General features: G+C 71.1%; 13 protein-coding genes. 5 read left to right on the forward strand and 8 right to left on the reverse strand.

Features of this window, described 5'->3' with window-relative positions:
• Window positions 1–100: 100 nt before the first annotated feature.
• On the reverse strand, window positions 101–799 hold the full coding sequence (locus tag MXD57_RS30330) for a TetR/AcrR family transcriptional regulator (RefSeq protein WP_250405375.1): 699 nt from the start codon (window positions 797–799) through the stop codon (window positions 101–103).
• Window positions 800–949: 150 nt separating this feature from the next.
• Here MXD57_RS30330 and MXD57_RS30335 point away from each other — a divergent pair, with 150 nt between their 5' ends.
• Window positions 950–1828 carry an NAD(P)H-binding protein gene (locus MXD57_RS30335; protein ID WP_250405377.1) on the forward strand — a complete coding sequence of 293 codons (879 nt, stop codon included), beginning with the start codon at window positions 950–952 and terminating at the stop codon, window positions 1826–1828.
• Here the strand turns inward: MXD57_RS30335 and MXD57_RS30340 are convergent.
• A complete protein-coding gene (locus MXD57_RS30340; protein WP_250405378.1) occupies window positions 1806–2192 on the reverse strand; it encodes an ATP-binding protein in 387 nt (128 codons plus the stop codon). The genes MXD57_RS30335 and MXD57_RS30340 overlap by 23 nt on opposite strands.
• A complete protein-coding gene (locus MXD57_RS30345; protein WP_250405379.1) occupies window positions 2189–2410 on the reverse strand; it encodes a hypothetical protein in 222 nt (73 codons plus the stop codon). The genes MXD57_RS30340 and MXD57_RS30345 overlap by 4 nt, the downstream gene beginning before the upstream one ends.
• A gap of 133 nt (window positions 2411–2543) precedes the next feature.
• Between MXD57_RS30345 and MXD57_RS30350 the strand changes: the two genes are divergently transcribed.
• Both MXD57_RS30350 and MXD57_RS30355 read left to right on the forward strand, forming a co-directional pair.
• Entirely contained in the window at window positions 2544–3407 is an 864-nt protein-coding gene (locus MXD57_RS30350) for a helix-turn-helix domain-containing protein (RefSeq protein WP_250405389.1), read from the forward strand.
• On the forward strand, window positions 3379–3657 hold the full coding sequence (locus tag MXD57_RS30355) for a DUF397 domain-containing protein (RefSeq protein WP_250405380.1): 279 nt from the start codon (window positions 3379–3381) through the stop codon (window positions 3655–3657). Before MXD57_RS30350 ends, MXD57_RS30355 begins: the two co-directional genes overlap by 29 nt.
• Here the strand turns inward: MXD57_RS30355 and MXD57_RS30360 are convergent.
• The 4 genes from MXD57_RS30360 to MXD57_RS30375 all read right to left on the reverse strand — a co-directional run bounded on the left by MXD57_RS30360 (window position 3647) and on the right by MXD57_RS30375 (window position 9326).
• Window positions 3647–5695 carry an NAD(+) synthase gene (locus MXD57_RS30360; RefSeq protein ID WP_250405381.1) on the reverse strand — a complete coding sequence of 683 codons (2049 nt, stop codon included), beginning with the start codon at window positions 5693–5695 and terminating at the stop codon, window positions 3647–3649. The two genes, MXD57_RS30355 and MXD57_RS30360, sit on opposite strands and share 11 nt — an antisense overlap.
• A 134-nt stretch (window positions 5696–5829) precedes the next feature.
• On the reverse strand, window positions 5830–7773 hold the full coding sequence (locus MXD57_RS30365; RefSeq protein ID WP_250405382.1) for a S53 family peptidase: 1944 nt from the start codon (window positions 7771–7773) through the stop codon (window positions 5830–5832).
• A 219-nt stretch (window positions 7774–7992) separates the two neighbouring features.
• Window positions 7993–8625 carry a DUF305 domain-containing protein gene (locus MXD57_RS30370; protein ID WP_250405383.1) on the reverse strand — a complete coding sequence of 211 codons (633 nt, stop codon included), beginning with the start codon at window positions 8623–8625 and terminating at the stop codon, window positions 7993–7995.
• Window positions 8622–9326, reverse strand: a complete 705-nt coding sequence (locus tag MXD57_RS30375) for a DUF3105 domain-containing protein (protein WP_250405384.1) — start codon at window positions 9324–9326, stop codon at window positions 8622–8624. The genes MXD57_RS30370 and MXD57_RS30375 overlap by 4 nt, the downstream gene beginning before the upstream one ends.
• A gap of 137 nt (window positions 9327–9463) precedes the next feature.
• On the opposite strand from MXD57_RS30375, the gene MXD57_RS30380 reads away from it, so the two are divergent.
• Window positions 9464–9919, forward strand: coding sequence for an RrF2 family transcriptional regulator (locus tag MXD57_RS30380; RefSeq protein WP_250405385.1), 456 nt, complete (start codon window positions 9464–9466; stop codon window positions 9917–9919).
• A gap of 95 nt (window positions 9920–10014) precedes the next feature.
• Here the strand turns inward: MXD57_RS30380 and MXD57_RS30385 are convergent, their stop codons facing one another.
• Entirely contained in the window at window positions 10015–11211 is a 1197-nt protein-coding gene (locus MXD57_RS30385) for a globin domain-containing protein (protein WP_250405386.1), read from the reverse strand.
• A gap of 336 nt (window positions 11212–11547) precedes the next feature.
• Between MXD57_RS30385 and MXD57_RS30390 the strand changes: the two genes are divergently transcribed.
• On the forward strand, window positions 11548–12909 hold the full coding sequence (locus MXD57_RS30390; protein WP_250405387.1) for a glutamine synthetase family protein: 1362 nt from the start codon (window positions 11548–11550) through the stop codon (window positions 12907–12909).
• The last annotated feature ends 864 nt before the right edge of the window (window positions 12910–13773 follow it).

The raw sequence follows: 13773 nt of genomic DNA on the forward strand, positions 1-13773 counted from the left end.
TTCGGCTCGTAACGCCGCCATCGAGCCTGCGACAGCAGATGAGGGTGGCGGCGATGCCGACGAAGGCGAGGAAGTGCGCGGCCTCGCCGCGGGACCGCCCTCAGTCCGCGATGCGGTCGAGCCACTCCTTCATCAGGCCGCGCTCGCCGGGGCTCAGCGCCGAGGTCCGCGGGAGGACCGCGCGGAGGGCCACCGCGGCGCCGGCCGGTCCGGGGGCGGCCCCGGTGGGGGTCTCGGTGGTGACGGCGGCGATGACGGCCTCGCGGGCCAACTCGGAGACGGTGAGGTCGCGTTCGTCCTCGGGGGTGGCGATCAGTGCCAGGGCGGTGCCGCTGCCCGCCGCGTGGATCAGGCGGGCGGCACGGTCCTCGGGCACCCGCAGACGGCCCGACTCGGCGATGCGGTGCACGTACGAGGTGAGGTGTTCGAAGGCGGCCGCGGCGGCGGGTGAGGCCGCGCCCGGGCGGGGGTCGCCGTACATGAGGCAGTACAGCGCCGGATTGGCCAGGGCGAAGTCGATGTTCAGGGCCCAGCCGGCGCGCAGGTCCTCGACCGGATCGCCGCTGGGCTGCACGTGGCTCTTCGCCTTCAGGTGCGCGGCGAAGCCGTCGGCGGCCACCGCGTCGAGGAGTCCCTGCTTGTCGCCGAAGATCCGGTAGATCGTGGGGGCCTGCAGGCCCGCCGCCGCACTGACCGCCCGGGTGGAGAGCGCCTCGCGCCCGCCGTCGGCGAGAAGCCGCGTCGCTGCGGCGATGATCCGGGCCCGATTGCTGTCCGCGCCTGCGGAGTGCTCCTGCATGTTTCCAATGATAACAAGCGGTCGTTATCGCAGTTGCGCAATCGTCGTTATCGTGATTCCGTTATCGACGGAAACAAGGGCGGTGTCGGCGCGTGCGTCCGCCGCCCCCTGTCGCGCCCCCTCGCATCGCTCCCACCCGGAGGCTCTCTCGTGATCGTCGTCACCGCCCCCACCGGCCAGATCGGCCACCAGGTCCTCGATCGCGTCCTCGACGCCGGCCGCCCGGTTCGGGTGATCGCCCGCGATCCCTCCCGGCTTCCCGCCCGGGCGCGTGACCGAGCCGAGGTCGTGCGGGGATCCCACCAGGACCCCGACGTCGTCGCCGAGGCGTTCGCCGGAGCCGACAGCCTGCTCTGGCTGGTGCCGCCGAACCCCCACGCCGACGACATCGACGAGCACTACCTGGGCTTCACCCGGGCGGCGTGCGAAGCCGTCAGGGCCCAGGGCGTCGAACGCGTGGTCGGCGTCACCAGCCTCGGCCGCGCCTACGGCGGGCACGCCGGGCTGCTCTCGCCCGCGTTCGCGATGGACTCGCTCATCGAGGGCACCGGGGTGCACTACCGGGCCCTGGCCATGCCCTACTTCATGGAGAACCTCCTCCACCAGGTCGAGGCCATCAGGAGTCAGGGGGTCTTCTTCACGGCGAACTCAGCGGGCCGCCCGCTCGCGACCGTCGCCACCCGCGACATCGCCGCCGTGGCGGCCGAACTGCTGCTCGACGGCTCCTGGAGCGGGCAGGGTGCCGTCCCGGTCGCCGGTCCCGACGAGCTGACCCCCGACGGCATGGCCGAAGTCCTCTCCGAGGTACTGGAGCGACCGGTCCGCTGCCAGGAGCTGAGCCTCGACGCCTACCGGATGGCGATGACGCGCCGCGGGATGAGCGGGGCCTGGGCGCGGGGCCTGGCCGACATGGTCGCGGCCCAGAACGACGGCATCTACGATGCCGAACGGCGCACCCTGGTGACGCCCGCACCCACCGGTTTCCGCCAGTGGTGCCACGACGTCCTCAGGCCCGCGGTCCTGGCCTGAAGGGGGCGGCCCGCGCGGGCAGTTCGCACCAGACCGTCTTGTGGTCCGGTCCCTGATCGACGCCCCAGCGCCGGGCGAGTGCGTCGATCAGAGCAAGGCCGCGTCCGGACTCGGCGGTGTCCGTGACCGGCTTCAGGGCGGGGAGGGCATGCGCGTCGGGATCGGTGACCTCGACGCGGGTGCGGCCCTGGGCGGTACCGGTCACGCGGACCGTGACCGGGGTGCCCGCCCCGAGGTGGTCGATGACGTTCGTCAGCAACTCCGTGGCGCACAGGCGCACTTCGTGGTCGAGGGCGCGCAGGCGGTGGCGTAGCTCCGGTACGGCCTTCGGGGTGGCGAGCAGGTCGAGTTCGAAGGCCGTCACCCCGCCACCGTCCCGCGCAGGGCGGCGGCGAGCGCCCGGGCCGTGGCCGTGTTGCAGTTCCCGAGCGCGACGAGGCCGGCGGACGGCGGGTACGTACCGGCGAGGCTCGCCAGGTCCACGCGGAGCGAGGGCAGCGTGATGCCGTGCAGGGCGAGGGCGGTGCGCAGGTCCTCCACGCAGAGGGTGACGTCGTGGGCGGTGGGGGGGTGGTCGGGCATGGGGGCTTCGGACCTTCTGTGCGGTGAGTTACGAACACCTCACAGCGTGTCGCCGGGCTCGCTACCGTGGAAGAGGTTTCGCGTCCGCGACGCGAGCAGCGGAAACGGCAAGGCGAGTCATGGCGGTGAGTACGTGGTCCGGCGCAAGGACATCGACGGTTCGGTCAGCGTCCCCGACTTCTACGGCAAGGAGTTGAGGTGGCAGCGGGAGGCCGCGGGGCTCTCGCTGGAGCGGCTGGTCGAGGGCAGCTTCTACGGCAAGTCCCACCTCAGCGACATCGAGCACGGCAAGCGGCGCATGCCGATGGATCTGGCCCGGCACGTGGACCGGGTGCTGGGTACCGACGGCTACTTCGAGCGGCACTGTGAGGATGTGCGCAGGGCGCGGCGCGCCGGGCACGCCGAGTATTTCGAGAAGGTCCTGGAGGCGGAGAAGCACGCCAGGACCATTGAGGAGTGGTGCCCCACGTTGTTTCCAGGGTTGCTTCAAACGCCGGCATACGCAGGGGCCGTGGTGCGGGCCACGCATCCGCTGTCGCTCGATGGCGAGGTGAAGGAGAAGGTCAGCGCACGGATGGCGCGGGCCGTGCTCTTCGAGCAGGACCACCACACCCCGTCGTACTGGGTGATCCTGCATGAGTCGCTGCTCTTCGACGCGATCCTGTCGCCGCCCGAGATGGCTGAACAGCTCGACCGGGTTGTGGAGTTGGCCGAAGGCCGTCGCATCGTTACGCAAATCGTTCTGCGGAAGTGCAACCCGCATCCGTTCATGCTCGGCAGCGCCAAGATCATGACCTTTCTGGATGCGCCGCCGCTGTTCTACACAGAGTCGCTGCACAGCGGTGACACCATCGACGATCCAGCCCTCGTGGAGGAGTACCGCAGGTCGTACGATCTGCTCAGGGCCGTCGCGCTGTCACCAGATGCGTCCCTCGCCATGATCAAGGCAGCCGCAGAGGATTACCGAAATGGCAAGCAAACGGATCGACTTGAGTGACGCGCTCTGGGGCAAGAGCAGTTACAGCAACGGCAGTGGCGGTGACTGCGTAGAAGTCGCCAGCGACTTCCCCGGCGCCGCCCTCTGGCGCAAGTCGAGCTACAGCAACGAGAGCGGCGGCAACTGCCTGGAAGTCGCCAGCGACTTCCCCGGCCTCGTCCCCGTCCGCGACTCCAAGCTCCCGCACGGCCCCGCTCTCCTCCTCGGCGCCGCCGCCTGGGCCCCCTTCGTCGACGCGCTCAAGTCGTAGGGTCGTCGAAGCGGGCCAGGTCCCTCAGCCAGGTGCGGGCGTTGCTGTCGGAAGGGGCGCGCCAGTCGCCGCGCGGGGAGAGTGAGCCGCCGGCCGACACCTTCGGCCCGTTCGGCATGGCCGAGCGCTTGAACTGCGCGAACCCGAAGAAGCGGCGGCAGAAGACCTCCAGCCAGCGCCGGATCTCCGGCAGGTCGTACGCCACGCGCTTGGCCTCCGGGAAGTTCGGCGGCCAGTCACCCGCGTCCGCGTCGTGCCAGGCGTGCCAGGCCAGGAAGGCGATCTTCGACGGCCGGAAGCCGTAGCGCAGCACGTGGAAGAGCGTGAAGTCGTGCAGCGCGTACGGGCCGATCTTCGACTCCGTCGACTGCATCTCCTCGCCCGGCACCAGCTCCGGGCTGATCTCGGTGTCGAGGATCGCGGCGAGCGTCCGGCCGGTCTCGTCGCCGAACTGGCCGCTGCTGATGACCCAGCGGATCAGGTGCTGGATCAGTGTCTTCGGCACACCGGAGTTGACGTTGTAGTGGCTCATCTGGTCGCCGACGCCGTACGTCGACCAGCCGAGCGCCAGCTCGGAGAGGTCACCGGTGCCGAGCACGATGCCGCCGCGCTGGTTGGCCAGCCGGAAGAGGTAGTCCGTGCGCAGACCCGCCTGCACGTTCTCGAAGGTGACGTCGTACACCGGCTCGCCGGAGGCGAACGGATGGCCCATCTCCCGCAGCATCAGCCGCGCGGTGGGCGTGATGTCCAGCTCGGCGGCGGTGACCCCGAGCGACTTCATCAGCTTGTGCGCGTTGTCCTTGGTGTGGTCGCTGGTGGCGAAGCCGGGCAGGGTCCAGGCCAGGATGTCACTGCGCGGGCGGCCCGCGCGGTCCATCGCGCGGGCGGCGACGATCAGCGCGTGCGTCGAGTCCAGGCCGCCGGACACCCCGATGACGACCTTCGGGCCGCCGATCGCCGCCAGCCGCTGCTGAAGGCCCTCGACCTGGATGTTGTACGCCTCGTAGCAGTCCTGGGCGAGGCGGTGGGCGTCGGCCGGCACGAACGGGAAGCGTTCGAGGCGTCGGCGCAGGCCCAGGTCGGTGCGGGGCGGATCGAGTTCGAAGGCGACCGTCCGGAAGTCATCCGTGCGCGCCTTGTGCGTACGGCGGTTGTCGTCGAACGTGCCCATCCGCTGCCGCTCCTGCCGCAGCAGGTCGAGGTCCACGTCGGCCACCGCGTGACTGTCGCCGAGCGGGAACCGCTCGGTCTCGGCCAGCAGCGCGCCGTTCTCGTAGACCATCGCCTGGCCGTCCCAGGACAGGTCGGTGGTCGACTCGCCGAGTCCGGCCGCCGCGTAGACGTACGCGGCGACGCAGCGGGAGGACGCCGAGCGGCACAGCAGCTTGCGGTCCTCGGCCCGGCCGACCGTGATCGGGCTGCCCGAGAGGTTGACGAGGACGGTCGCGCCGGCGAGGGCCGCCTCCGCGCTGGGCGGCACCGGCACCCACATGTCCTCGCAGATCTCCGCGTGCAGCACCAGGCCGGGCACGTCCTCGGCCGCGAACAGCAGGTCCACGCCGAACGGCACGCTCTCCCCGCCGAGCCGGATCGTCCCGCCGCGCTCGTCGGCGCCGTCGCCGATCTGCCGGCGCTCGTAGAACTCCCGGTAGTTCGGCGGGTACGACTTGGGCACGACACCGAGGACCCGGCCGCGGTGCACGATCACCGCGCAGTTGTAGACCCGGTTGCGGTGGCGCAGCGGGGCGCCGACGACCAGGACCGGAAGCAGGTCCGCCGAGCCCGCCACGACCTCCTGGAGCGCCCCCTCGACCTGGTCGAGCAACGCGTCCTGGAGCAGCAGGTCCTCGATGGAGTAGCCGCACAGCACCAGCTCCGGGAAGACGGCCACGGCGACGCCCTCCCCGGCGCACCGGCGCGCGTGACGCAGGACCGCTTCGGCGTTGGCGTGCGGGTCCGCGATGACGGTGTGACCCGTACACGCGGCAACCCGTGCGAAGCCGTGCTGATAGATCGACCAGAAGTTCAACGGAGGCACGGGCCCAGTGTAATCGTCAGAGCGACACGATGGGGGGCGCGGGGTGGGCGCCGGGCCGGCGGACGGCGAGGGGGCGTGGGGTGCACGCACCCCACGCCCCCTCTACCGGGTCAGCCGGTCAGCGGATCCGCTGCTCAGTGACGCCGGTACGACTTGACGTAGCCGTTCGCGGGCGAGCCCACGCCGGTGACGTCGTCGTAGCCCTTCACCGCGGACAGCGAGCTGTCCTTGCCGAGGCTGCGGACCGAGGTCAGCAGGCCGTCGGCGGCGTCGTAGCCGTTGGCGAAGTCGTTCCGGGCGACCGCCAGGCCGGAGCCCGTCGGGTTGTCCGTGACGTCGTGGAAGACGCCCTTCTTGCCGTACTTCGCGTAGATCGCCGGGTTGGCGAAGCCGAGCGCCTTGCCGCCGCGCGCCTCCTGGGCCAGGGCCTGGATCGCCGCGATCACCGGGGCGGCCAGCGACGTGCCGCCGATGCGGTACTGGCTGTACCGCTCGGTGCCGTCGGGGAAGGTCTGGGTCTGGCCGACCAGGAAGCCGGTGTTCGGGTCGGCGATGGCCGCGATGTCCGGGACGACGCGGTTGCCGGCGGCGTTGTTGGCCGTGGCGAGCGCCTTCGGGACGACGTTCCTCTGGTAGTACGGCTGCGGCACGGTCTTGCTGGTGCCGCCGCCGGCGCCCGAGGTGTAGGCGCCCGGGAAGGCCGTCCAGCTCTTGCCGTCGGCCGACAGGGTCGCCTTCTCGGTGCCCCAGCCGGTCTCCCACTGGTACTTGTCTCGCTTGCCGACGGCCAGCGAGGTGCCGCCGACCGCGGTCACCCAGGAGGAGTTGGCCGGGGTGTCGACCTGCTTCACACCGGTGTTGGCGACCTCGTCGCCGTTGTCACCGGAGGAGAAGTAGAAGCCGATGCCCTGCACCGCGCCGAGCTGGAAGACCTGGTCGTAGGCGGCCAGGAGGTCCGGCGTCTGGTTGGCCTCGATGTCGCCCCAGGAGTTGGAGACGATGTCGGCCAGGTGGCCGTCGACGATCTTGCTGAGCGAGTCCAGCAGGTCGTCGTCGTAGCAGGAGCCGGCGCCCACGTACGTGACGTCGGCGGCCGGCGCGACCGCGTGCACGGCCTCGACGTCGAGGGTCTCCTCGCCGTACCAGCCGGCCGCGCCGCACTCCTCGGTCTTCGTGTACTTCTTCGGCAGCACCTGGTGGAGCTGGCCGGTCTTCCAGGCCGCGTCACCGTTCTTCACCGCGTACTTGCCCGCGTCGAAGGCGATGGTCGGCGAGGCGTACGCGTCGGTGATGGCGATGCGCACGTGCTTGCCGGTGTACTTGCCGGCCCCGTAGGCGGCGCGAAGCTGCTTGCCGGTGTAGCCCTTGACCGCGTACGGGACCTTCTGGCCGTACGCGTCCGGCAGCGTGCTCGCGATCTTCGAGCCGTAGTACGAGGAGAACGGCCCGGAGTTCTTGAACACGGCGTCCGGCGGCGGAAGCTGGTCCTTGTGGTGCGCCTTGTGCGGGGCGTTGTCCAGACCCGTGACGGTCAGGACGGCACCCTTCAGGCCGGCCGGCGCGGACGCCGTCCGCGCCGGGGCGCGGTAGGTCTTCGAGCCCTTGGCGAAGTTGTGGAGCTGGGTGCCGAACGCCTTCTCGGCGGCGGCCACGTCACCGGAGACGGCGACGTAGTGCGAGGTGACCTCGGTGACCGTCAGACCGGCCGACCTCAGCCAGGACTTGACGGCGGCCACCTGGGCCTTGGTGGCCCCGAAGCGGGCCTGCGCCCTCTTGGCGCTCAGGAACTTGCCGTAGAGCGGCGAGTTCGGGTCGGACACGGCCTTGGCGTAGGCCGACAGACCGGCCGCGTCCCGTCCCGCCAGATAGACCCGGGCCTTGACCTGGGCCTCGTTCGAAGTGGCACCCTTGTCCGCCTTGGCGGTCGCCCATGTGGGCCTGGTGCCGTTCAGCGCGTCACGGGCCGGGCCGTCCGCGGCGTGCGCCGCGGGTATGCCCAGCGCCAGCGCGCCGGCGATCATCGGCAGCGTCGCTGCCATGCTCACGCCGGCGCGCATCTTGGCGCGGTCGGATCTCATAGAACCCCCTGCGATGCGGTTCGCATGCATGTAGTCGCTGGTACGTCGTGGAGGTACGCACCGACCCGCGGCGGTTCGGGCCGGCGAATGGATCACACGACGCTGGCCACTCTTGCGATGAACCGTTCATGTCAGGGGAACGCAGAGGTCAAGAGAAGCTCAAAGAACCTTCATTCAGGGTGATTTGAGGCTTTTACCAGGGCCGTCCAGGTGGTGATGCTATGAACGGGGCTGTACGCCACGCTCCTTGAGCATTCCGGCCATCAGCTCGATCTCCGACCGCTGGGCCTCGACGATGCCCCGCGCGAGCCGCTTCTCCACCCCGACCGTGCACGCGGCGGCGCAGCCCTCGGCCATGTGGACACCGCCCTTGTGATGGTCCGTCATGAGCTGGAGGTAGAAGACCTCCGCCTGCCTGCCGTCGAGCGTGCCGAGCTTCCTCACCTCGCTGTCGGTCGCCATCCCCGGCATCAGCGCCCCGTCCTCGCCCGCCGGCAGGTCGCCCATGCCCATCCAGGTCATCGGCGGATCGGCGGACACCTTCGGCAGCCCCCACAGGTCCAGCCAGCCCAGCAGCATGCCGCGCTGGTTGGCCTGGGTCTGCGCGATGTCGTAGGCGAGGCGGCGCACCTCCTCGTCCTTCGTGCGGTCCCGCACGATGTACGACAACTCGACGGCCTGCTGGTGGTGGACCGCCATGTCCCGCGCGAACCCGGCGTCGGCGGACCCGGCCGCCGGCGCCTTGGTGACCGCGCCGCCGGAGTCCTCTGCCACGGCGTAGGTGATCGCGCCGGCCGCGACGAGCGCCGCCGCGGCCGCGCCGGCCGCCCAGCCGACGTGCTGCCGCCTCACTTCGACGCTCCACCGGTGCACGGGGCGCCCGGCTCGGGCGTCTGCCCGCCCTGCACGTAGGTGGCGAGGAACCTGTCGACCTCCGGGTCGCTCGCGCCCTTCACGGTCACCTGGTGGCCCCACGCCGACAGCATGATCGGGGCGGCCTGGTTCCCGTACGGGCTCATCAGCGAGTACGGCGTCTTCCTGACCTTCGCCGAGAGCGCCTCGACGTCCGCCTCGGCGGCCTCGCCCGTGTACGTCACCCAGACCGCCCCGTGCTCCAGCGCGTGCACGGCGTTCTCGTCGCGCACCGGCTCGGTGTAGACCTCGCCGTTGCAGTTGAGCCACACCGGGTCGTGGTTGCCGCCGACCGGCGGGTGCATCGGGTACGACACCTTGCCGGTGACGTGCGTCCGCGACAGCTTCCCGGACCAGGTGCGCACCCCGTCCGGGCCGGTGGTGAAGTGCCCGGAGTCACCGGCGTCCCAGGCGTCCCAGGCGTCCCCGGCGTCCCTGGCGTCGCCGCTCGCTGCCGGGACCTGCTCGCCGGACTGCGAGTCCACCAGCACCACACCGCCGACGGCGAGGCCGGCGACGGCCACCACGCCGGCGGCGACGGTGAGCACCTGGGTGCGGCGCGCGCGGGCGCGCCCGGCGCGCCGCATCTCCTCGATGCGTGCCGCGCGTGCGGCGGCGCTGCTGTTCTTGGCGGAACCCATGGGGTGTGTCCTTCTGGGGGAAAGGAGTGTGGACGATGGGGCCCGCCGATCGTAGTGCGCTCAGGGGGGCGTTCCGTGGCGAGGGCACGGGGGCCAGATAATTTGAACCCGGGATGCGCATTACCTACCCTCGTGGCATGCGGCTGCTGCGCTCCACCGACCTGGCCCTGCGCGTCCTCATGCGGCTCACCGTCGCCGACGGGAACAGCCCCACGACCCGGCAGGTCGCTCAGGACATGGACGTGCCCTACACCCACGCCGCCAAGGTCGTCGCCGAGCTCCAGCACCGGGGACTGGTCGACGCCCGCCGCGGCCGGGGTGGCGGCCTGAGCCTGACCGAGCAGGGGCGCACGGCGTCGGTGGGCGCCGTGGTGCGCGCCTTCGAGGGCGACGGCGAGGTCGTCGACTGCGAGGGCGCCGGCCAGGGCGTCGCCCCCTGCCCGCTGAACTCGGGCTGCCGGCTGCGGGGCGCGCTCCGCCGGGCGCAGGAGGCCTTCTACGCGGCGCTGGACCCGGTGACCGTGCAGGACGTCGTCGTGGACCCGACGGCTCCGCTGCTGCTGGAGATCGGCCGGACGCCGAGGCCCCGATAGGGGTGCGCGGGATGCCGGCGCGCACCCGGTGACACGGAGCGGCGCCCCGCGGGGCCGGTGCGGCCGGGCGGGGCGCCCTGCGGTGTCCGACCGGGTCAGACGGTCCCGGCGAGCCAGAGGTCGGGGCCGAACACCTCGTAGTGGATGTCGGCGGGGGAAACGCCCTTCTCGATGAGCTGGGCGCGCACCGCGCGCATGAAGGGCAGCGGACCGCAGAGGTAGGCGTGCGTGCCGGACGGGATGCCGACGTCCGTGAGGTCGACCAGACCGGGCCGCCCGGCGCCCACGGCGTCCTCGTCGTACCGCTCGTAGAAGAAGACGCACTCGGCGTCGGGCAGCTTCGCCGTGTACGCCTCGTGTTCGGAGCGCAGGGCGTGCGCGGCGGGGGAGCGGTCGGCGTGCACCACGGTCACCGGGGCCCGGTGGCCGGTGAGGGCGAGCTGCTCCAGCATGGCGATCATCGGGGTGACCCCGATGCCGGCGGAGGCGAGCAGCAGCGGCGCCTCGGTGTCCTCCAGGACCAGGTCGCCGTAGGGGGCGGAGAGCTGCAGGACGTCACCCTCGCGCACGTGGGCGTGCAGGTGGCCGGAGACCTCGCCGTCGGGCACCGTGCCGTCGCCGGTGACCCGCTTGACGGCGAACCGCCGCTCCGGCGAGCCGGGGGCCGCGGTCAGGCTGTACTGGCGGATCTGCCGGGCGCCGTCCGCGAGGGTCACGCCGACCGACACGTACTGGCCCGCGCGGTAGCCGGGCACCGGGCCGTCGTCCACCGGGCGGAGCCTGAAGGTCGCGACGTCGGCGGTCTCGTCGATCCGCTCGACGACCACCCAGTCGCGCCAGCCTCGCTGCTCGCTCCGCGCGTACAGCCGCTTCTCGATGGCGATGAGGGCGTTGGCCATCAGCCAGTAGACATCCGTCCAGGCGGCGGCGACCTCGGGGGTCACCGCGTCGCCGAGGATCTCGGCGATGGCGGCGAACAGGTGTTCGTGGACGATCGGGTACTGCTCGGGGGCGATGCCCAGCGAGGCGTGCTTGTGGGCGATGCGCTCGAGCATCGCGTCGGGCCGCTGCCCGGGGTTGTCCACCAGGTACGTGGCGAAGGCGGCGATGGAGCCGGCCAGGGCCTGCTTCTGGACGCCGGCGGCCTGGTTGCCGCGGTTGAACAGGTTCCGCAGCAGATCGGGGTGGGCCTCGAACAGCCGGGCGTAGAAGCGCTCGGTGATCTCGCCGATGGCCGCGCCGACGGCGGGCAGGGTGGCGCGGACGGTGGCTGCTGACGGCTCGGACAGCATCTGGACTCCTCGGTGGGCTCGATCGTTTCGACTCGCTCGATCGCTCGACTGAGCGGAACGGTAGTTAAACTTGCATCTGAGATGCAAATTAAAGCGCACGGTCTCGGCCACGTCCCGAGCGGACCGGCCGTTACGGATGCGGCCCCGGACAGGCAAGATGGGCGGCAGAGCGGTACACCTGCCGTATGTGAGGCGTTCAGGCCGAGGACGCCCGGGCGATCAAGGTCCGCAACGCACGTGAAACGGTGTTGTGGTGTGATGCTCGGGTGCCCGACCGCCTGCCCCCGCGATGCGGGAACCCGGGCGGCCTGACCAGCAAGGATGGGGAAGCGGAAGATGGACAAGCAGCAGGAGTTCGTGCTCCGGACGTTGGAGGAGCGCGACATCCGTTTCGTACGCCTGTGGTTCACGGACGTGCTGGGCTTCCTCAAGTCCGTGGCGGTGGCTCCGGCCGAGCTGGAGCAGGCCTTCGACGAGGGCATCGGCTTCGACGGCTCCGCCATCGAGGGCTTCGCCCGGGTCTACGAGTCCGACATGATCGCCAAGCCGGACCCCTCCACCTTCCAGATCCTGCCCTGGCGCGCCGAGGCCCCCGGCACCGCCCGGATGTTCTGCGACATCCTGATGCCGGACGGCTCCCCGTCCTTCGCCGACCCGCGCTACGTCCTCAAGCGCGCCCTGGCCAAGACCTCGGACCTGGGCTTCACCTTCTACACCCACCCCGAGATCGAGTTCTACCTGCTCAAGGACAAGCCCGCCGACGGCTCCCGGCCCACCCCGGCCGACAACTCGGGCTACTTCGACCACACCCCGCAGAACGTGGGCATGGACTTCCGCCGGCAGGCGATCACCATGCTGGAATCGATGGGCATCTCGGTGGAGTTCTCCCACCACGAGGGCGCCCCCGGCCAGCAGGAGATCGACCTGCGCTACGCCGACGCCCTGTCCACGGCGGACAACATCATGACGTTCCGCCTGGTCATGAAGCAGGTGGCGCTGGAGCAGGGTGTGCAGGCGACCTTCATGCCGAAGCCGTTCTCGGAGTTCCCCGGCTCCGGCATGCACACCCACCTGTCCCTCTTCGAGGGCGACCGCAACGCGTTCTACGAGTCGGGCGCCGAGTACCAGCTCTCCAAGGTCGGCCGCTCCTTCATCGCGGGCCTGCTCAGGCACGCGGCGGAGATCTCCGCGGTCACCAACCAGTGGGTGAACTCCTACAAGCGCATCTGGGGCGGCTCCGAGCGCACCGCGGGCGCCGGCGGCGAGGCCCCGTCCTACATCTGCTGGGGCCACAACAACCGCTCGGCCCTGGTCCGCGTGCCCATGTACAAGCCCGGCAAGACCGGCTCGGCGCGGGTGGAGGTCCGTTCCCTGGACTCCGGCACCAACCCGTACCTGGCCTATGCCGTCCTCCTCGCCGCCGGCCTGAAGGGCATCGAGGAGGGCTACGAACTCCCGCCCGGCGCCGAGGACGACGTCTGGGCCCTGTCCAACGCCGAGCGCCGCGCGATGGGCATCGAACCCCTCCCGCAGAACCTCGGCGAGGCCCTGACCCTCATGGAGAGCAGCGACCTGGTCGCCGAGACCCTCGGCGAGCACGTCTTCGACTTCTTCCTGCGCAACAAGAAGTCGGAGTGGGAGGAGTACCGGTCCGAGGTGACCGCGTTCGAGCTGCGGAAGAACCTGCCGGTGCTGTAAGCGCAGCTCAGAGCGGGTCTCCTGCTGATTCGGCGGACGGGGCCGACGGTCGCGGACCGTCGGCCCCGTCGCGTCTCACTGGCCCTGGGCCGTCTTTGGGCCGTCCGGCGCCGGATCGGTGCCCTCGTACGGGCACTGTCGTCCTCCTCCGCGCTGCCGCCTCCGACGGGTGGATGATCGAAACCCCGGGCGGCCTTTACCGGAAGCATCCTGCCCGAACAACCGCGCAAGCTGCGTGCGTCGGCACGACTGACGCCGATCAGCTTCGAGTCGTCGTCAGAGCGCAGGCAGAAGCCCCACGGGCCACCGGCCGGCGGTGGCCTTCGGGAGGGTGACGCTGAGGATGCCGGCGGGCACACGGCCTGCTGGTGGCGCGGTACGCGGTCGGAGGCGGGAGCGGTGGGGTGAGCCGGCAGGGCGTTGGTTCACTTGGCAGGTCACAGGTCCAGGTCCGGGGTCGGCGGGGTCTGGTGGGTGGATCGTGGGCGGTGTGACGGTGTGTCTGTATGACCGCGCGGGGTGTGTGTGGCTTGATCGTCGGGCGGTCCCGGCAGGGGCCTCTTCACCGGCCGACGTCCGTGGCGCGTTCTGGGTGCCGCGCTCTTTGTCGAGGAGTCTTGTGAGACCGATCCTGCAACGTGCCGTGTTCCGTCGCCGTAGTGCGGGAGCGGCGGGTGAGTCGCGGCGTCCGGCCCGGGCCGGGCGTGCTGCCGTCCTGTGCGCCGCGGTGGCACTGCCGGCGGCGCTGGTGGTGCCCACGGCCGCGCCCGCCGCCGCGGCGGCGCCCGTGACGGTCACCTTCGACACGGCGGGTGCCGACCAGCCCTTCACCGTTCCGCCCGGCGTCACCGAACTGGACGTCAC

Source organism: Streptomyces cellostaticus, from assembly GCF_023630175.1.
Classification (GTDB): Bacteria; Actinomycetota; Actinomycetes; order Streptomycetales; family Streptomycetaceae; genus Streptomyces; species Streptomyces cellostaticus_A.

What these genes read in the sequence shown, in the direction of transcription:
- MXD57_RS30345 (WP_250405379.1), bottom strand. Translation starts at nt 2,410, where the DNA reads ATGCCCGACCACCCCCCCACCGCCCACGACGTCACCCTCTGCGTGGAG.
- MXD57_RS30330 (WP_250405375.1), bottom strand. Translation starts at nt 799, where the DNA reads ATGCAGGAGCACTCCGCAGGCGCGGACAGCAATCGGGCCCGGATCATC.
- MXD57_RS30385 (WP_250405386.1), bottom strand. Translation starts at nt 11,211, where the DNA reads ATGCTGTCCGAGCCGTCAGCAGCCACCGTCCGCGCCACCCTGCCCGCC.
- MXD57_RS30365 (WP_250405382.1), bottom strand. Translation starts at nt 7,773, where the DNA reads ATGAGATCCGACCGCGCCAAGATGCGCGCCGGCGTGAGCATGGCAGCG.
- MXD57_RS30375 (WP_250405384.1), bottom strand. Translation starts at nt 9,326, where the DNA reads ATGGGTTCCGCCAAGAACAGCAGCGCCGCCGCACGCGCGGCACGCATC.
- MXD57_RS30355 (WP_250405380.1), top strand. Translation starts at nt 3,379, where the DNA reads ATGGCAAGCAAACGGATCGACTTGAGTGACGCGCTCTGGGGCAAGAGC.
- MXD57_RS30390 (WP_250405387.1), top strand. Translation starts at nt 11,548, where the DNA reads ATGGACAAGCAGCAGGAGTTCGTGCTCCGGACGTTGGAGGAGCGCGAC.
- MXD57_RS30380 (WP_250405385.1), top strand. Translation starts at nt 9,464, where the DNA reads ATGCGGCTGCTGCGCTCCACCGACCTGGCCCTGCGCGTCCTCATGCGG.